Annotated in this window: 17 protein-coding genes; 8 read left to right on the top strand and 9 right to left on the bottom strand. The window is 61.3% G+C overall.

Going from position 1 to position 17907, the window contains the following annotated elements:
- Positions 1–95 precede the first annotated feature (95 nt).
- Complete coding sequence (locus CH256_RS21525; protein WP_052047464.1) at positions 96–1490, top strand: MFS transporter; 1395 nt, start codon at positions 96–98, stop codon at positions 1488–1490.
- 150 nt (positions 1491–1640) lie between these two features.
- On the opposite strand, the gene CH256_RS21520 is transcribed toward CH256_RS21525, so the two are convergent.
- The 3 genes from CH256_RS21520 to CH256_RS21510 all read right to left on the bottom strand — a co-directional run bounded on the left by CH256_RS21520 (position 1641) and on the right by CH256_RS21510 (position 4702).
- Complete coding sequence (locus CH256_RS21520) at positions 1641–2432, bottom strand: carboxymuconolactone decarboxylase family protein (protein ID WP_037189148.1); 792 nt, start codon at positions 2430–2432, stop codon at positions 1641–1643.
- A 665-nt stretch (positions 2433–3097) separates the two neighbouring features.
- Positions 3098–3316: a hypothetical protein gene (locus CH256_RS21515; protein WP_143536640.1), complete on the bottom strand. Its 219-nt coding sequence runs from the start codon at positions 3314–3316 to the stop codon at positions 3098–3100.
- 249 nt (positions 3317–3565) lie between these two features.
- Positions 3566–4702: an ROK family protein gene (locus CH256_RS21510; RefSeq protein WP_037192489.1), complete on the bottom strand. Its 1137-nt coding sequence runs from the start codon at positions 4700–4702 to the stop codon at positions 3566–3568.
- Between the two features lie 462 nt (positions 4703–5164).
- Between CH256_RS21510 and CH256_RS21505 the strand changes: the two genes are divergently transcribed.
- Both CH256_RS21505 and CH256_RS21500 read left to right on the top strand, forming a co-directional pair.
- Positions 5165–6259 carry a zinc-dependent alcohol dehydrogenase family protein gene (locus CH256_RS21505; RefSeq protein WP_082323728.1) on the top strand — a complete coding sequence of 365 codons (1095 nt, stop codon included), beginning with the start codon at positions 5165–5167 and terminating at the stop codon, positions 6257–6259.
- Positions 6259–7602 (top strand): MFS transporter, encoded by a 1344-nt coding sequence (locus CH256_RS21500; protein ID WP_052047827.1) that lies wholly within the window; start codon positions 6259–6261, stop codon positions 7600–7602. The genes CH256_RS21505 and CH256_RS21500 overlap by 1 nt, the downstream gene beginning before the upstream one ends.
- Positions 7603–8173: 571 nt before the next feature.
- On the opposite strand, the gene CH256_RS21495 is transcribed toward CH256_RS21500, so the two are convergent.
- The 3 genes from CH256_RS21495 to CH256_RS21485 all read right to left on the bottom strand — a co-directional run bounded on the left by CH256_RS21495 (position 8174) and on the right by CH256_RS21485 (position 10640).
- Positions 8174–8566 carry a PaaI family thioesterase gene (locus tag CH256_RS21495; protein ID WP_037192487.1) on the bottom strand — a complete coding sequence of 131 codons (393 nt, stop codon included), beginning with the start codon at positions 8564–8566 and terminating at the stop codon, positions 8174–8176.
- Between the two features lie 55 nt (positions 8567–8621).
- Positions 8622–9806, bottom strand: a complete 1185-nt coding sequence (locus CH256_RS21490) for an NADH:flavin oxidoreductase/NADH oxidase family protein (protein ID WP_052047831.1) — start codon at positions 9804–9806, stop codon at positions 8622–8624.
- Between the two features lie 99 nt (positions 9807–9905).
- Positions 9906–10640: a hypothetical protein gene (locus CH256_RS21485; RefSeq protein ID WP_230596334.1), complete on the bottom strand. Its 735-nt coding sequence runs from the start codon at positions 10638–10640 to the stop codon at positions 9906–9908.
- A gap of 123 nt (positions 10641–10763) precedes the next feature.
- Here CH256_RS21485 and CH256_RS21480 point away from each other — a divergent pair, with 123 nt between their 5' ends.
- The 3 genes from CH256_RS21480 (at position 10764) to CH256_RS21470 (ending at position 13855) form a co-directional block, all read left to right on the top strand.
- Positions 10764–11624 carry an SDR family NAD(P)-dependent oxidoreductase gene (locus tag CH256_RS21480; RefSeq protein WP_037192482.1) on the top strand — a complete coding sequence of 287 codons (861 nt, stop codon included), beginning with the start codon at positions 10764–10766 and terminating at the stop codon, positions 11622–11624.
- A complete protein-coding gene (locus tag CH256_RS21475; protein ID WP_037192480.1) occupies positions 11624–13096 on the top strand; it encodes an amidase in 1473 nt (490 codons plus the stop codon). Before CH256_RS21480 ends, CH256_RS21475 begins: the two co-directional genes overlap by 1 nt.
- An 84-nt stretch (positions 13097–13180) precedes the next feature.
- Positions 13181–13855: a winged helix-turn-helix transcriptional regulator gene (locus CH256_RS21470; protein WP_143536639.1), complete on the top strand. Its 675-nt coding sequence runs from the start codon at positions 13181–13183 to the stop codon at positions 13853–13855.
- Here the strand turns inward: CH256_RS21470 and CH256_RS21465 are convergent.
- On the bottom strand, positions 13845–14543 hold the full coding sequence (locus CH256_RS21465; RefSeq protein ID WP_143536638.1) for a TetR/AcrR family transcriptional regulator: 699 nt from the start codon (positions 14541–14543) through the stop codon (positions 13845–13847). The two genes, CH256_RS21470 and CH256_RS21465, sit on opposite strands and share 11 nt — an antisense overlap.
- A 276-nt stretch (positions 14544–14819) precedes the next feature.
- Between CH256_RS21465 and CH256_RS21460 the strand changes: the two genes are divergently transcribed.
- Together CH256_RS21460 and CH256_RS21455 are read left to right on the top strand one after the other, a co-directional pair.
- Entirely contained in the window at positions 14820–15524 is a 705-nt protein-coding gene (locus tag CH256_RS21460; protein WP_143536637.1) for a helix-turn-helix domain-containing protein, read from the top strand.
- Positions 15525–15860: 336 nt separating this feature from the next.
- Positions 15861–16160 carry a helix-turn-helix domain-containing protein gene (locus CH256_RS21455; RefSeq protein WP_230596333.1) on the top strand — a complete coding sequence of 100 codons (300 nt, stop codon included), beginning with the start codon at positions 15861–15863 and terminating at the stop codon, positions 16158–16160.
- Positions 16161–16665: 505 nt separating this feature from the next.
- On the opposite strand, the gene CH256_RS21450 is transcribed toward CH256_RS21455, so the two are convergent.
- Positions 16666–17001 carry a response regulator transcription factor gene (locus tag CH256_RS21450; RefSeq protein WP_052047825.1) on the bottom strand — a complete coding sequence of 112 codons (336 nt, stop codon included), beginning with the start codon at positions 16999–17001 and terminating at the stop codon, positions 16666–16668.
- 800 nt (positions 17002–17801) lie between these two features.
- Positions 17802–17891, bottom strand: a complete 90-nt coding sequence (locus CH256_RS21445) for an alpha/beta hydrolase (RefSeq protein WP_256989511.1) — start codon at positions 17889–17891, stop codon at positions 17802–17804.
- Between the last annotated feature and the right edge of the window lie 16 nt (positions 17892–17907).

The following is a 17907-nucleotide window of genomic DNA, read 5'->3' as shown; positions in this document are numbered from 1 at the left end:
GTCGGCAACGCTAGTGTTGATCGCATAGAAGGTCCCACGAATCAATTCCCCCGCTGCGGCAGTTGCCCGGCGCTTCTCTGAACCGAGGAATTTGCATGATTCAGGAATCTACGCCCGCAGTCGCTTTGATCGAAGAACCCACGGCCCGACGTCGTCTCTTCGGCGGAGCAGTCGGAACTTTCGTGGAATGGTTCGACTTCGTGACCTACGCAGTGACAGCACCGACGCTCGCACTGCTGTTCTTTCCGAAGTCCAATCCCTCTGCGGCAGTGCTGGGGACGCTCGCGATCTTCGCGGTCGGCTTCATTGCCCGCCCATTGGGAGGAGTCGTGTTCGGGTATCTCGGCGATAAATACGGTCGTATTCGCGTCATGGCATCAGTTATCTTGTTGATGGGATTGGCAACCGGAGCAATTGGATTGTTGCCGACATATGCCAGTATCGGAATTGCCGCCCCAGTCCTTCTTTTGATCTTCCGGTTGATCCAGGGATTTTCCACTGGCGGAGAGCATTCCGGGGCACTGAGTTTCGTACTGGAATCGGCACCGTCGGACAAGCGAGCATCATGGATTGGCATTATCTACGCCGTGACCATTCTGCCGAGCCTGGTGCTCGGCTTCGGGATCATCGGCTTGCGTGGAGCGATCGGTGACGACGCGTACACCGACTGGGGTTGGCGTCTACCGTTCTTCCTCGGTGCACTTCTGGCTTGTGGTGGTCTCTGGATCCGCTTGCAACTCAGTGATCCTCAGGAGTTCGTCAAGGCTAAGAAGGAACGCGTAGCTGCGAGCAAGAACCCGCTCAAGACTGCAGTTGTCGAGGAATGGCCCGCCCTGCTGCGGGTGTTCCTGCTCCTTGCGCCCACGCTGATCGCGTACTACCTCGGGATCACGTACCTCTACACCCATATGGTCTCGAACCTTGGCATGAATCCGAACACGGCCTTGCTGGCCAACACGCTCGCAGGGGCCTCCATTGCGATTCTGGTTCCAGTCTTGGGGCGGGTGGCAGATCGTGTCGGCCGAAAGCCGTTGATGTGGGCAGGCGCGGCTTACATGACGGTTATTGCGTTCCCTGCGATGTTCTTGGTCAATACCGCCACGTTCTGGGGTGCGTTCGGCGGCAGCTTGCTGCTCGCCTCTGCTACGTCCCTGTTCGTTTCCGGGTCGATCGTGACGATGCTCGAACTCTTCCGGACGTCGAGCAGGTACTCAGGGCATGGGTTGTCCTACGGAATGGGTACAGTAGTGTTCGGAGGCTTCACACCGATAATTGCTGGCAGCCTGATAGACGCGGTAAGTCCGTCTGCTCCTGCTGCAATGGTGGTCGTCGCGGGAGTCGTCGGCATGATTGTCCTGCGGTACACGCCGGAGACCAAAGACGTTGCTCTCGCCACCGCCACCTCCCGATCTGTCGTCGATTCTGTGTCCGACGGTGCAGGGAACACGAAGCCCAACTTCACTGCTGCATCTAATCAGTATCGACGTTAAGTCGGTTCACGTACCAGTCTCATTGATGCGACGCCTGGCCCTTTCGGATCGTTCCACTGCTTGGCCGAGCATTCGACAGGAGACCCTATCCGCCCACGGCGGTGAATTGTATAGAGCTGTGCCGTTGACGAATGGGGTCCCGCGTCGTCTTTAGCGGGCAGCCAGTACATCTCGAAAGATGGGCATCGCAGAGAACACATTCGGCCACCCGGCGTAGAACGCTAGGTGGGTGAGTGTTTCCGACGCTTGAGCTGGTGTGAGACCGTTGTCCAAGGCGCGGCCTAGGTGAAACGGAATCTGAGCTGTCTGGCCGGCCGCCACGAGTGACGCGACAGTCACCACGCTACGGTCTCGTGGCGTGAGATCCGGTCGGAGCCATAAGTCCCCGAAGAGAGTGTCCGTCGTGAATTCGACCACGCCGGGGGCTGTTTGACCATAATCACGCTGGACGCCCGCGGCTCGTTGCGCTTCTGCCACTTGATCCTGCTCGAGTAAGGTCACATCGCCGCCAGGCAGATCTGCGGCTTCGACTCCGCGTTGCTCGAACACGGGTCCGGCCACGCGAGCTGCTGCAAGACCATTCGGCCAGGAGCTGTAGAACGCAAGATGGGTAATTGTCTCTGATATCGAAGCCGGTTCCAAGCCGTTGTCCATCGCTCTCGCGATCTCGTCAGGCAACTCACCACTTTGATTTTTCGTGACCATCGCCGCTACCGTTATCAGACTACGGTCGCGCGCCGCGAGCTCCGTGCGTTGCCAGAGGTTATTCTCAATTATGTCCGTGTTGTAGTCGGCAAGGGCAGGCGCAGCTGTATCGATTGTCCCCTCGGAGGAGGTTCCCTCGGAACCGTTTTGTGATTCGCCGCCTGTCTGGCTGCATGCAGTCAAAAGTGACATTGTGGTGATTATTGCGGCGAGGACCGACAGTTTGAACCTGTTCATGGTGATCAACTTCTTCCGTACTACTCGAGCTGGTGGTTGTTTCCAGCGACGAAGTTTCCAGGGTGTTGGAAGGCTCGAATTTGTCGGGCTCGTCCTTCACGAAACCAGACAATTCGCCCGGCTGGGAGTCACTGGCGAGGGGTGTACTGCCGGGACACCTGAACTGCTGGAATCCTGGCGACCAGGTTTGAGGCTTGGCAGATCCCGGATAGTCGGACCACCGCGTTCTTGAACCCCGGGCTGGTTGATTTCAGTCCATCTCCCAACCCCTCGATCGGTTGGTGGCGGTGGGTGCATTGGGCAGCGTATTCCGCCGTCGCGAGTATCTGAGCGACCGTGTCGATGGTGGCGGTCGTCTCCGAGGTCCTCGATCACCACCCTCGCGTTGAGCAGATTCGTCAAGTGATTGCGATTCAGGCACTCTTCGGTAGTTGGTTGTTGATCCCTCAGAGGCAGGTGCCTCCAGACTCGGTGGGTAGTTTTTTCGACGCATCCAGGGAAGGATGTAGGAGATGTCGACATTATCTCGGCAGAACTGTTGCAGCACATGCGAAATAGACTCCGTACCGTTGTCCGCTCCACGCATCAGCGGCGGACCGCCCCACAGCGCGGATGGCTTGTCGAGCTCGCCGGTCAGTCGTTTCGCGTCGACCGCCCCACAATGGTCAACACGGATTGCGGAAGTGCGTGGCGATCATCGACGCGATCTTGATCGCCTTACCATCAACAGTCGAATCGAACTGGAAGTTCATAGCGCACGCCGGTTTCGGTCTATCGGCTTCGATCTGCGGGCAGGAGTTGATGCCGGTGCGTCTGCGTGGATGGCAGATCTGAACCTGCGGATTCTCCTCGTTCCAGAGCGGGTGAACCTTCTTCTTGTTCACCGACAAGCCCGCAGTGTGCCTCAGGTGCGACGGAAGTCGTACAACGGATTGGAGATGTGTATTTCTGTGACGAGGCGCTCAGGCTGTCATCAGAACAGCAACTGGTCCGACTCTGCGATTCCATGTCGATGGGACTGGGATCGGTCAGCGTCCGTCTCAAGTTTGTCGCGAATGGGCTGCCGCGATGGAGGGGGCCACCCTAGGACGGCGGGCGAGCTTGCTCTATCCCCTGGATTCTCGATACCGGTCTCACGATAGGTATGGAACGATGGTCGGGTTGTCCAGCACTGTTCTGCGCGCGTGATGCCAGGCGCCAGTCAGTGGCGATTCCAGTCCGTAGGTGGCTAGGGTGATCTGGGGATTGAAGTGTGGCACCCTTTCGGATCGTGAGCGGATGAGGCCGTTGAGGTACGGCTCCAACCATGGAAACAACGCAGGGAGGATGCCGCCGAGTACGACGACGTCGACATCGGTGTAGTTGCTCATTGTTCCGACTGCAGATGCGAGCGCCTCGCCTCCACGATCCAACGCAGCATGCGCGTCGGCGTTGTTGGCCTCCAACAAATCGATCAGCTCCGTAACAGAGAGCGAACTGTCGAGGCCTGCGCGTTCCAGGAGCGCGTGGAGGCTGAGATATAACCCTAGGCATCCTCGGGCCCCACAGCTGCACTGTGGACCCGCCATGTCGACGCCCACATGTCCGACGAGTCCAGCCAGTCCATGCGACCCGCCGTAGATATTGCCTTCGATCACCAAGGCCCCGCCCACTCCCTCGCGTTGTGCGCTGATATAAGCCATCGCGCGAGGCCGAGTATCGCTCGGGTACGTGGCGTATTCGGCCAGGGCGCTCAGGCGCCCCTCGTTAATTACTTCGACGCGCCGGGGTTGCGCTAGAGCTTCTTGGAGCGGTGTTCGCACGTCGAACGCGCGTAGGCCCAATGGCAGGGCGGCCACGATGTTCGAGTCGTGCGCAACGATCGCCGGCAGAACAGCCACGGGATTCGCGATCCACGCATTGGTGGCGTGGTTTGCGCGTTCGATCGCAGAATCGAACATGTCCTTGAGCGCCGTAACGAAACCCGATCCATCGCCTGGTTCGGTGGTGTGGGCTTTGCGCGCGGACCACAGAACTTGACCCGCCATGTCTCGGACTTCGCCAGAAACCGATCTCGGAAATAGCTGGACTGCCACTGTGCGGACACGATCCGGCGCAGGCATCAACAGCCTCCGCGGTCGCCCCCGTCGTCCTTGGACGTTGCCGGACTCGACCAGTAATCCCCGTGCAATCAAGTCCTCCACCATGGTGGTTACAGTCCCGCTGACCAAGCCGGTCCGCTCGCGCAGCTCCATACGCGCGCACGGCGCGTTGTCGACGGCGGCGGCCATCACCAGAGACAAGTTGTGTCGGCCGACGTCTGAGGATAGTGCGGGAGAACCTGTCATGGATTCCTATTGTCCGCTACGTCTGCTGCAGGGTCGTAGAGAGGCCGACGCGGATTCGAAGTCCACAGCCATAGGGCACGCGCCTGAGCGTATCGGCGATGCGTTCTCTTGCCGTTGGCTTACGTTTCGGATGGCCACCGGATTCGCCGAAGACGCAGAAACCAATAACAGTTATAGCCTGCAACAAATCGGCAATGAACACTGAATTTACGTCGAAAAATCTTTTAGTCAATCGTTGACTTATTCACCTGAATCATCTTAGTGTCGTAGAGCACACCTTCGATGGTGAAGTTCCGGTGGACATCGACCCGCAGCCAACCAGGATTTATCGAAACCAGCTGTGCCGGAGATCAATTTGAGTCTCAGAATTCCGTTGCTGCCGAAAACGACAGAAGGAAGTAAGCCATGGAAGGCATCGTCTTTACAGGCAACCGCAGGGTGGAAATCCGCAATTTTCCGGTTCGAGAGCCCGGACCGGGCGAAGTAGTCGTCGCCGTACGAGCGTCCGGCATGTGCGGAAGCGATCTTCACGTTTACCGTGCCGCCCAGGACGGGGTCGACGGGGTCGGTCAAGCGATTGCAGGCCACGAGCCTGCTGGTGTAGTCCATAGTGTCGGGACTGGAGTGGGAAACCAGCTCGCTGCGCCGGGCGACCGCGTTATGGTGCACCACTACATCGGTTGCACGACGTGCGACAGCTGCAGGTCCGGGTGGCCGCAGATGTGCACAAAAGCTCCGTTTCGTGCGTTCGGGACTCAGGAGCACGGTGGGCACGCTCCGTATATTGTGGTTCCGGCAGCGACCTTGGTGCCTCTCCACGACTCGCTGAGCTTCGAGGCGGGTGCGGCCATCGGATGTGGCACCGGCACGGCGTGGGGTGGCCTGGAACGTCTTGGCGACATCGGGGGATCGACACTGGTGGTCTTCGGGCAGGGTCCGGTGGGGTTGTCGGCGACGATGCTCGCGACAGCGAGGGGTGCACGTGTCATCGCCGTCGACCCAGAACCGGCCCGCCGGATTAGTGCCGAGCGGTTCGGTGCTGTAGCCACCGTCGATCCGGCAAAAAGCAACGCGTCGGACATGATTCGGAACTTGACCGACGGTGCGGGAGTACCGCTCGTACTGGAAACCTCCGGAAACTCCTCTGCGATCTCCGCTGGAATGGCCTCCCTGCGACCATGGGGAAAAATCTGTCTGATCGGTTTGGGTGCAGGCGAGGCACGATTCCGCGTGACCGATTTCTACCGAACCCAAGTGACAGTGATGACGTCGTGGACGATGTCCATCGTCCAACAGCGACAGTGCGCCGAATTCGTTGCGCGCGAGAAGTTGCCAATTGACGAATTATTCAGTCATCGGTGGCGTCTGAGCGAGGCTGTCGAAGCTTACGAAGAATTCGACAAGCAGAACGCAGGAAAGGGTGTGTTCGTGTTCGACAGACTGGATTTGGACGCCGAACGAGTCGGTGCCGAATCCACTGTTCTCGGAGGGGACCGATAATGAACACAATAAATCCACGTCGCCGCTTGATCGGAGGGTGTATCGGCAATGTCTGTGAGGTCTTCGACTACTCAATCTACGCTCTCGCCGCACCGGCGCTAGCGCTGCACTTCTTCTCGCGAGAGAATCCTACCGCCGCCTTGCTCGGAACCTTCGCAATCTATGCACTGGCCTTCTTTGCGCGACCAGTGGGCGGCGTTCTCTTTGGTTTTATGGCGGACAGGGTCGGACGCCTGAAGATATTGTCGTTGACCATTCTGCTGATGGGCGGAGGAACGGTCGTCACAGGTTTGCTTCCTACGTACGAAACAATTGGCATCGCTGCACCCGTGCTCCTCGTCTTGTGTAGGCTCCTGCAGGGACTTTCGATGGGAGGCGAATCGTCGGGCGGCTACAGTTTCATCGTGGAATCCGCACCTGACGGCAAACGCGGACGTTGGATCGGTTTTGCCGTGTGCTTCATCTACGTCCCGACTTCGCTCGCCGCAGTGTTTGTCCTCGGCGTCCAGGCCGCCCTGGGCAGCGAGGCTTATCTGGATTGGGGCTGGAGAGTGCCGTTTATCTTCGGTGGTCTCATCGCAGTTGCAGGGTTCTGGATACGCCGCACGCTCGATGATCCGGAGGAATACACTGCCGCAGTTGCCAATCAAGGTGACGCGCGGAGCACACTTCGGGAAGTAGCTGCTTCTAGGAAATCGATGCTGAGGGTGATACTTCTGCAAGTTCCACAGGCTGTAGGAGCCTACCTTCTCGTCGGCTACATGTTTACTTTCGTCGTGAAGACAGGTGGTCTCGACGAAAAGCCGGCTCTGTTTTCCAACGCCGCGGCAATCCTGGTCTTGGCAGTAATCGCAGTATTCTTCGGCTCCCTGGGCGATCGTATCGGTCGAAAGCCACTGCTCATCGGGGGCGCGTCGTGGCTAGCGGTGACCGCGTACCCGGCGTTCTCGCTCGCCGCATCCGGAACGCTGTTGGGTGCAATCGTCGGGCAGAGCCTTTTAGCCATCGGAGTCGCGATCTTTGCCTCCGGTTACTTTGTCACCGCCGTAGAATTATTCCCGACTGCAGTGCGCGGCACCGGTCATGGGTTCTCGTTCAACCTGTCCGCTGCCATCTTCGGAGGTACCACACCGCTCGTTGCCACTGCCCTAGTCGGCTCGTTCGACAGCCCGGTTGCCCCTGCGTTCTACGCGATGTTGTTGATCCTCACCCTCGGTGCAGCTGGCATCGCTATGACGCCGGAGACCAAGAACACCGACCTACGCACATCTCTGCAGCCGACTGGACCGACCGGGAGGATCTTTTCGTCCGACCGATCCACTGCCGACACAAACAGCAAGTAGACCGTAACCGCACCAGGCGCACGTCTAGGTGTTGAACGAATAACAGCGCACCACTGCGTAAGCAGAAGAGGGTGCATAGCTTGCTCAAACTCCGCCCTCGCCAGACGGCTCCTAGGTTCAGTCTGGTGAGGGCGGGCTGAGGAGCTGTAGGGCGAGCTGCCCGGTGATCAATGACCATAACACCATTTTTGCAATTCTCACTGGCGCAACATCATTGGATTCAGCCCGCCCCAAGCTTGCCAATCCCCACCCGATACGCCGATACGGCCCGAGCAACGTCAATCGTGGAAATGCTGGGTACACCAGCGGACTAAACACGCCCAAAAAGTCCCGACCCCACGATGCAGTCAGGAACCACAGCACATCACCTCAGTCAGTGGATCGAGGCTAAGAGTTTCCGTGGAAGAACAACTAGGCTTGTTCTTGAAGTGCGATAACTGGTCGACTGAAATCTTTGCCGTTCGCGCCGTGTCCAGCGGCGGCCCCACACAGCTTCGCATTGGAACGGCGGAATCCTGGGTCGGACCTCATACTGGGCCCGTGTTTGTTCCGGTCGCATCTGCGCCGTTGGTCAATCGGGTAGCGGCACGTTTTGGAGTCGAACTTGGCCGCGGGCGACTACCTTGCCAGTGTCGACAGCCGTGATTACCACGAGCCAGAGTTGTTGTATCCGCCCTTGGTGCAACGGTTCGGCGACCACCTCGACCCGACCACCGGTGCTGGCTCGGATGAAGTCGGTCGAGTTGTTCACGCCTACCGCGAATTGACCACGTGCCTTGACCGCCTCGCTGGCGCCGATGCTCGCGGCCGACTCCAGCGCGGTGGAGTAGACGCCACCGTGCACCACACCCCACAGCGTGAAGTGTTCCTCGGTGAGTTCGATGTGTCCCACCACCTTCGTGCCGGAGACCAGTTCAGCCTCCAGTCCGGCGGCGGCGGCGAACGCGCTCGGCGGTGTCGCCAGGACGTCGTTGGGAGATACTTACTCCTTACTCCTTACTCCTTACTCCTTGCTCATCTCACATGCCTCGTTTCCGCCGGAAGGCTCCGGCACCGTTTCGTCGCACCATTGCGATCAGCGTGGCGATGCGTCCGCGCTGAAGATCGGGTTGAAGGCCCGCGCCCAGGCGGTGCAGTTGATCGGCGTGCCAGGACAGCTCCAACAGTCCGTCGAGCGACTTGATGTCGATGAGCTTGCCGACGACCGGGCGTAGTCCGGCTCGGATGCTTCTAGCGGACAGCGTTTCCGTGCGGCCGCTGAGGATGGCGTCTGCCGCGTCGGTGGTGGTGGCGGTAGGTCGCCCGAGACCGATGATGTCGCACTCACCCGATTCGACCGCCGCGGTCATCGCCGTCCGGGTGCGGAACCCGCCGGTGACTGCGAGCGGGACAGCCTTCGCGAGTTCGCGCACGGTGCCGGCATATTCGAGGAAATACGCCTCACGCGCCCGAGTGCTGGCTGCGGCGGACCCCATCATCGCCGGCTGCTCGTAGCTGCCGCCACTGACTTCGATGAGGTCGATGCCTTCGCCGGCGAGAGCTGTTATGACCGCACGTGACTCGTCCTCGGTGTAGCCGCCACGCTGGAAGTCTGCCGAGTTCAGTTTGATGCCCACGGCGAACCCGTGGCTCACCCTGGACCGGATGCGGCGGACGATCTCGATCACGAACCGCATGCGACGCTCGGGATCGCCACCCCATTCGTCGGTGCGCTTGTTCGACCGCGGTGAGAGGAACTGCGCCACCAGGTATCCGTGCGCCCCGTGGATCTGCACCCCGTCGAAACCTGCGGATTCGCACACCGCGGCTGCGGTGGCGAATCGCTCGATGATGTCCTCGATCTCGGCTCCGGTCAGCTCGCGTGGAGTGCTCGCTCCGGGGAAGTCGAGGGTAATGGGACTCGGCGCAACCGGGGTGTGGCGGACGTTGAGTGGATTCGACTGTCTGCCAGGATGATTGAGTTGGACCCAGATGGGGGTCCCGCCGTCCTGCGTCGTCTTGGCCCACCGCTTCAGGGCGTCGAGATCGTGATCGTCTTCGATCACGACATTGCCGGGCTCGCCGAGCTGGGCGCGGTCGATCATCACGTTCCCCGTGATGATCAGCCCGAAGCCGCCGCGACTCCACGTCGAGTAGAGCGTTTCGAGACGCGTATCGGGAGCGTGGTCCCGGTCGGCAAGCGCCTCACTCAGCGCAGCCTTCATGATTCGATTCGGCAGGATCTGACCGCAGGGAAGAGTCAGCGGATCGTTCAGCGAGGTGGTCAAAATGGTTCCTTGTCTCGGTTCGGTTCGATCGAGAAGTCAGCGGCGGGTGACCGGTGGGAGGTTGGGGAAGGCGGGTTCGTTGATGCCGAGGTTTCCGGAGCTCGCCAGCGGCCGTACCTGCAAGAACAACCCTGTTTTGTGGGTGGTCTCGTCTTTCGTCCGCTGCATGGCCGGCTTGTGGCCACCGGGTTTGTAGGCGTAGTCCATTGCCAATGCGTGAGTCTTCCAGAGGCTGATCGACGTGTGCTCGAAGGGGAACTTCGAGGCGACGTCGATGCTTCCTCGGTGGCCGGGGTGATGCCTCGCTCGTGACGCTGCGTCGATGTTGTCGTTGGCGAATGTCCCGAGATGTCGGGGATGCAGGATGCCGTGGACGACCACGATCAAGGGCTCGTCGCGCGTGATCGGAGCGGCACCCTCGGCGCAGGGGAGCCATCCGTGCCAGGTGTCGCCCGGATTCTCGAGGCGGACGCGGGTGACCTCGCCGTCGACCCTGAACCTCCCCGGTTCGTCGACGAGATCGCCGAGCGGTCCCGCGAATGCTGCTGCTGCGACATCGGCGTCGTCCCAGGCCATGACGAGTGCCCCGTTTGCGGGAAGTAATTTCGGGATCTTCGTGAAGGTGCCGAAGTTCGAGTTGTTGATCAGGACCGAACGCAGGCCTGCAGGTCGATCGGCGAGCACGCGCCGGAGCGCGCGTCGCCACCGCCGTACGCCGCCGCGCGGACGGCTGAGGTGGTCGAGTGTGATGTAGTCCTGGGTCTCGGGCACTGATCGCTCCTGTTTCATCGGTTCCGGCGTAATGGCCTCATCGCCCTCGCCACGCTACTATATGTTTCGTATAGTAGCCAAGAAGTCGTTTCCGAGAAATCAACTCTGACAGGAGATTCACGGATGATTCGTTACCCGTTGAAGGACAAAGTCGTCTTCCTCACCGGTTCCGGCCAGGGGGTCGGTGCGGCTACCGCCCGCGAGCTGAACCGTCGGGGCGCTCGGGTGGCGGTCGTCGACATCGACCTCGTGAACGCTCGCCGTGTGGCAGGCGAACTGCCGGCCGGTCGTGCGATCGCGATCAATGCCGATGTGACAAACCCGATATCGGTACAGGAGGCGGTCGCCGAGACGACCTCGATGCTCGGTCCCATCGATGTGGCCATCGCAAATGCCGGTGTGCTCGGGCGTCCGGGGCGCCTGCAGTCGCTCGCGTCTGCGGACTTCGAGAAAGTCATGTCCGTCAACGTTGTCGGCGCGGTCAATACCGCTGCAGCAACGCTGGATTCGATCATCGCGCGTCGCGGACAGATCGTGGTCGTGAGTTCGGTGTTCGCGGTTATCAACGGTGCTGCCGCGCTGCCGTACGCGATGAGCAAGGCGGCCGTGGAGAAACTAGGTCAGGGCCTTGCCGTTGAACTCGCCGCGCAGGGTGCGTCGGCGATGACGGTGTACTTCTCTCTGGTGGACACCCCGATGATCAGGGACGGCGTGGATGCGAGCCCCGAGGTGACACGGCTACTCGAAGAGTCCTCACCCGCACCGCTCCTGGTTCGTATCTCACCGGAGGCCGCCGCGAAGGCGGTCGTCGACGGGTTGCAGCGACGCGCCCACACGGTGATTGCCCCGAAGCGGTGGCGTGCAGTGTTCGCTGCGCGTGGGGTCGTCGGTCCTATTACCGACCGGAAGCTCATGAAGAACAGCCGGATCGGCGAATTGCTGTCCGGAATCGATGCGGCACGCCGCACAGGAAGTGAAGTCTGATGTCCGATGATCTCGCGTACGCGCCCGCACACGAACTACTGACGCTGCTCGGCAAGCAGGAAGTGACGAGCGTCGACCTGGTCGAGATGTACCTGGCCCGGCTCGACAAGCACAACACCCGTCTCAACGCGGTTATCACACTGGACGCCGAGCGCGCCCTGGCGGAGGCCGCGGCCGCCGATGCGGCCGCCGCGCGCGGCGACGCACAACTGGGTCCGCTGCACGGTCTGCCGATCACGATCAAGGACAGCTACGAGACCGCGGGCATGCGGACATCCTGTGGCCGAACCGATCTTGCGCATCACGTACCCGCGGTCGATGCCGAAGCCGTTGCGCGGCTTCGTAGGGCCGGTGCGGTGATCATGGGGAAGACGAACATGCCCGCGGGGAACATGGACGTGCAGGCAGACAACAAGCTCTACGGTCCGACCAACAACCCCTGGGACCTCGGTCGCACATCGGGCGGTAGCGCCGGTGGTGGGTCGGTCGCCAGCGCGGCGGGGTTGACGTCGCTCGACATCGGATCGGAGATAGGCGGGTCGACTCGGGTCCCTGCGCACTACAACGGCGTTTACGGACACAAGGTGACCTTTCGTTCCGTCCCGCTGGTCGGCCACATCTCGCCCGGTCCCGGAGTGCAGCGGTGGAGTGAACCCGACCTGGCCTGCTCCGGCGCGCAGACCCGTCACCCCCGCGATTTCGTCCCCGTTCTCAAGGCCCTCACCGGAACCCTCGCGCGCGACGGCGGGTTCTCCTATCGACTGGATTCGCCACGAGCGACGGAGCTCAGCGGTTTTCGAGTGGCGGTGTGGACCGAGGATCCCGACTGCCCCATCGATTCCGACGTCCGTCGCGCGGTCGACCTCACAGTGGCGGCGTTGCGGGATGCGGGAGCGAGCGTCGACTCGCATCCGGCGTCGTTGCCTGTGACGATCGCCGAGTCGCAGAGTGTGTTCGAGCCGTTGCTGTACGGTCAGCTCGGTTTGGACCGAAGCCAGAACACTCCGGCGATGCTGAGCGCAATGGGCGCTCGAATGGCGCAGAACCCTCGGGGTGACGCGGCCCGCGCAGCGCGTGGGAGCTTCTTGACCCACTACGCGTGGATGAAGGTCGACGGCAGACGGATGGAGATCCGTGAGCGGTGGACGCGCTTTTTCGAGAACTACGACATCGTGCTCATGCCTGTCACCGGCACCGCGGCCATCCCGCATCATCGCAAGCTCGTCGACCGGTTCGGCAGGCCTTACAGAGTCGACGGACAGGAGCGGTCATACTGGGATCAGGTGCGCTGGAGCGCTGTGGCCAACGTGTCGGGGTCACCCGCGACGGCGTTTCCGGTGACCCAGACGGCGTCGGGTCTGCCGGTCGGTCTGCAGGCCATGGGCCCGATGGGCGGCGACCTCACTACGATCGAATTCGCCGCGCTCCTCGGCGAGAGGCTCGGTGGGTATCGCCGTCCGCCGGTCGATTGACTGGAAATCGTGCGGGGCGCGAATGCGGGCACGGGGCGCATCGAGCAGGATAAGGACAGTCGAGCGAGTTGCGAGGAGGCCACGGTGACCACGAAGGACAAGGCAGCGCCGCGGTCCTATGGTCAGGCGTGTCCGCTCGCAACTGCGATGGACTTGCTCGGTGAACGGTGGACGCTCCTCGTTGTCCGGGAGTTGTTACTGGGACCGAAGAAGTTCGGCGAGCTGGGGGTACGTCTCGCGGCTGCAGGGCCGAACAGGCTGTCCTCCAGACTCGATCGACTTCGTGAGGCGGGCGCGATCGAGAAGACTGCGGCGGGTGCCTACACGCTCACCGATTTCGGCGAAGGTCTTCGGCAGCCGGTGATCGGTCTGGCGATGTGGGGGCTCGGACTCATGCAGGGTGGCGTCGACGCGCTGGAGCCCCGGCCGGACGTCATCGCGCTGGTTCTGACGACACTGGTGTCGGCAGATGCTCTCGATGGACTCGATGTCACCTGCCAGGTGCAGTCGGGTGACGACTTCGTGATCGACGTCCAGGACGGCCGCATGACTGTCGTCTCGGGACGCACAGACGATCCCGACTGCGCGCATCTGATGTGCAGTACGGCGACGTTCATCCAACTGGTCAGTGACTCAACGACTCTCGATTCTGCCATCGCACACGGCGACGCCCAGATCGCCGATGAGACCGGTGACGTGCACACACTCATGACGGTTCTCGGCACCACGGTGGCCGACATCCGCGCGATCAGTACCTGATCCCTCGGGATTGTATCGGGTTCGACCGCATCTCGGCTGCGGCTGTTCCGAAATTGCCGTCGCCGATGCGCCGAGCGCCGTCGGACCCGATCGCGACCAGACAGGCGACGACCTCTCGGCGGCTCAGCGCTATGTCGCCGTCGAGCCACTTCGCTACTACCTCGGACGCGCTGGCGATCAGAAGGTGTGCGGTGAGTTTTGCTCGAGGGTCGGGTGAACTGTTTGCGGTGAGGACGCCGAGCATGCTGTCGACGAACTTCGCGACGGCTCGGTCCTTGGCGTCGCGTATTCCGCGGTTGACTGCTGCTTCGAGGTACAGCTTGGCCATTCTCGCATCGTCGAATGTCGAGAGAATTGCCTCCACGGCCGCCGCGATGAACCCCCCGCTTGCGCCATCGGTCGGCTGGTGTGTGCTGGACGCGATACGTTCGCTGGCAGCGCTGAACGAACTTTCGAGTACCTCTTCCGCGAGGCCGTCGAGATTGTCGTATTGCTCGTAAAAGTGACGCTTCGACACTCCCGCCCGTTCGCACACCACGCTTACCGTCAGGGTGCCGATCCCGAGTTCCTGGACGAGGTTCAGCAGTGCTTTCGTGAGTCGGCCCGACCGTGCCGATCGTCGTTTGGATGCACTTTCGCCTCGATAGGGACGTTCTGCAACTTTCCTGGGTGGGTTTACGCGCTCCATGCTGCCACCTCGTTGTTCGGTGACCACTCTTGAATGCAGATTGCTGTCGACCTGCAACTAAAACAAGTCAGTTTCGGTTTCGGACGTCACAACGACACAGCTGATCACCCGGGACGGCCAGGTGCCGCTGCGGTGGTTCCGGGAGGTGTACCCGAATCTGAACCGTGAGCAGGGGTTCAGGCTCGGCGTCGAGTTCGCGCGATATGTACAGCCCACCTCCTTCGGCCCGCTCAGTCTTCCGCTGATCAGTGCCGGGTCGGTTGCCGAATCGTCGAGTTGCTGGAATATCTTCCTCTGATCTCGACCGCGCTCGCTGTGCACATCCACCACACCGCGCATGGGTTGACCATCGGGCTCGCGGGCCGCACCGGCGATGCAGGCTTGAACAGCATTGCAGTCGCCTACGGCGGTGCCAGTTTGCTCCGCCTCATCGACCTGCTCGCGAGCTCGGCTCAGAATGTCGAATTGCACCTCGATGTCCCGGTGTCCGCGGCTGCAGATTTCCTCGGCGACATGACTCGACGGTTCGTCTTCGATGCACCGTCACCTTTCGTTTTCGTGCCGGCGGCCATCCTCGACGAGGCCTGCAGATTCTCGGACTCGGTGTCCTACCGACTCGGCATCGCGGAATTGAACAAAGCCGTGGATGGGCGCCGCACGAAGTCGTACACGGACACCGTGCGTGCGCTCTTCGCCGCCGATCCGAGATGTACCGACAGCGCGTATTGCGCGCGCCAGCAGGCCATTTCGACCAGCACCCTCAAGCGACATCTCGGTTCCGAGGGAACCACGTTCCGTGAACTGCGCCAGGCTTTCCTGCAAGAACGCGCCACCGTGCGTCTACTCGACAGTTCGGTGACGGTGGCGGAGGTTGCCGCCGAACTCGGCTACAGTGACGTGGCCAGCTTTTTACACGCGTTCCCTCGATGGACCGGGCGATCGCCGAGGGCGTTTCGCAATCACTCCGTATCGCCGGGGTGACGGTCGCGGTCGAGTGCGGCTGACTGTTGTGCACCGACGGCGCTCGACACGCGAGCTCCACGAGCGTCTCCACCACGGCCGTATCCGGCTGATCGTTCATCGTCTCTCCTCGACCTCCCACCGCGTTGCGGCGGCTCCTCACCACTGTCGCCCCGGGCTCCCAGTGCTGGACAGGGCCATTCGTCACTGGATGGAAGGCCTTGAGGTAGACGCGTTGCGTGCATGCCGATCGAGGGCGGGAACCACAGGTTTAGTGTTGAGGGTGAATGCGACTCAGGAGCGGAACCTGAGGACGCGACCGAGGATCCACGTCCGCAGACCGCTCAGGAGGGTCCGTTGCTGACCAAGGATGCTCAATCCTCGACCCCGCTTCTACCGACGTTGCGCGCCTTTCTGAGCGTGGATGGCCGCAAGACCGAGTCTGCTGAGATTCTCTACGTGCAACGCCGAACGCTGTACAACAGGCTCGCTCGAATCTCCAACATCCTTGGGAAGTCGTTGGACGAACCGGAAACTCGGCAGCGCTTGCTGTTGGCAGTCAAAGGCTTGGAACTGCTGGAGGGCTCGGCTATCAGCTTGTCCAGACTTTCCCAAGGTGGTGCTGGTTCGTCCGCTGGTGCGGTGCCCCTGAGGTAGTTGGCCGGTTGTGTTCGGTTGAGTTACTCGTGCGCGCCGCACCGTAGTTGATGGCTGATTCCGACCGTGCCCAGCCCGAGAAGTGGGTGCGATCGACGACGACAAGATCGGGATTTCCAAGCGCGCGAGGATCGTGTGTTGGCCGCCGATGGCGTGGCGCATACAGAGCTCGCACCCTCGATCGCGAGAGTGGGATCTCGGTGGCATTGTTCGCCCAACGGGCGAAGTACGTTGTTAAGCAATGGAGTTTCAGATTGCTTGCCGACTACCCGAAGATCGGGCACGCCCTTGTTGCTCGCTTGTGGTCCCAACTTGGCGTTCAGTCATGGTTTACGCCACGCAAGGCGGGTGGCGGGGGCGTCGTTACCGCAGCAGATGCTGGCGAAGTGTGCCGTGGTGTCGTCGATGAGGATGGTGATGTGCGCGGAAAGGCCCTAGGCATCACCGCTCTCGTTTTCCTCGACCGCGTTGGTTCTCGTGGACGAGAGAGAAGGTGCATATTGGGTCAGAGAATCAGACCTGCTCGCCGGGCAGTGTGCGCCGCTTCGTATCTCGTCGAAGCGTCGAGCTTGGCCATGATCGACTTCATGTAGCTCTTTACTGTGGACACGGTGAGTCCGAGCGCCTCGGCGATCGCGATGTTGGATCGCCCCAACGCCACGAGCAAGAGCACGTCACGTTTGCGCGAGGTCACGTGTGGAGCGGCGGACGTCGCCGCGGCCGGTTCGAGGAATACCCGAAGGGAGTCGAGTACGGACGAGACGTTCGATGCGTCCATTCCTGCTGCGGCAGAACGGAGTCGGGTGTAGAACTGTCGAATATCCTCGCGAAGACGGTCCATGTCTCGGCGGGTGGCGACGATCGAGTGCGCGGCGACGGTCCTCGATCGTTCGACATCGAAGTGCGCTGATGCAAAGTCGTCGCGCTTTCCTGCTGACTCCGTGGCGATGTGGTTTCGCTCGGATGAGTCTCGTTGTCACGAGTCCGCGCACTGCATCATTGCGTCAGGACGCTCTCCGTCCACCCGATACCATGGCTGTCCGGCACCGATCGGGACGGTCCGGTGCCGGAGAGTCGACGGCAGTTCGGTGTCACGAGAGTGTCACAAGTCGGTACGATCGAACATGGACTCGTCCGGACAATGATGTACGAAAACCGTTGCAAATAAACAAATATCGAGTCCATTGAAGTTCATGCGAATCCACTTCCAGGGACTTAAAATCCGCACAGTGTCGGTTCGAGTCCGACTGGGGGCACCAGAGTCCATATGGATCCGGAGGTTTCGTGCAAGTAGCGAGTTTCGGTGGGTGACAACGCCCTCTGCTGACGTCACTGGATGTGAATGGATAAGTGGCGCAGCGGACTTCAGATCCGCGCAGGATGTACGTTCTCCATCGTCGCCTCTTCGTATTCGTGCAGCGTGGGCCCAGTTTCCTGCAGACCGATTTCTTCGCATGCGGCTCGGTATCGCGACGCTGTCACAACTGGACCTGGCTGACCTGTTCAACCTGCTCGAGACCCGCGGTGAGCGGCGTCCGAAGCCGACGCGCTGCACACCGATGCGATTGCGGTAGCTCGTGATTGAGCGCAGGGACGGCTGAGCCATCGAGCGGATCACGGCCGCTCGATGGCTCAGCAGGGTCAGATGGTGCAGCGCGCACCTTCATCCGGCAGTTCGAGGTCGATCAGGTAGTCGGCGACCGCTCCGTCGACACAGGCGTTGGCGGAGATGATCGTCCCGTGTTGG

The organism is Rhodococcus sp. 05-2254-6, from assembly GCF_002258565.1.
Taxonomy (GTDB): Bacteria; Actinomycetota; Actinomycetes; order Mycobacteriales; family Mycobacteriaceae; genus Rhodococcoides.
The sequence above is the reverse complement of the archived record's forward strand: the minus strand, read 5'-3'. Positions and strand labels throughout refer to the sequence as shown.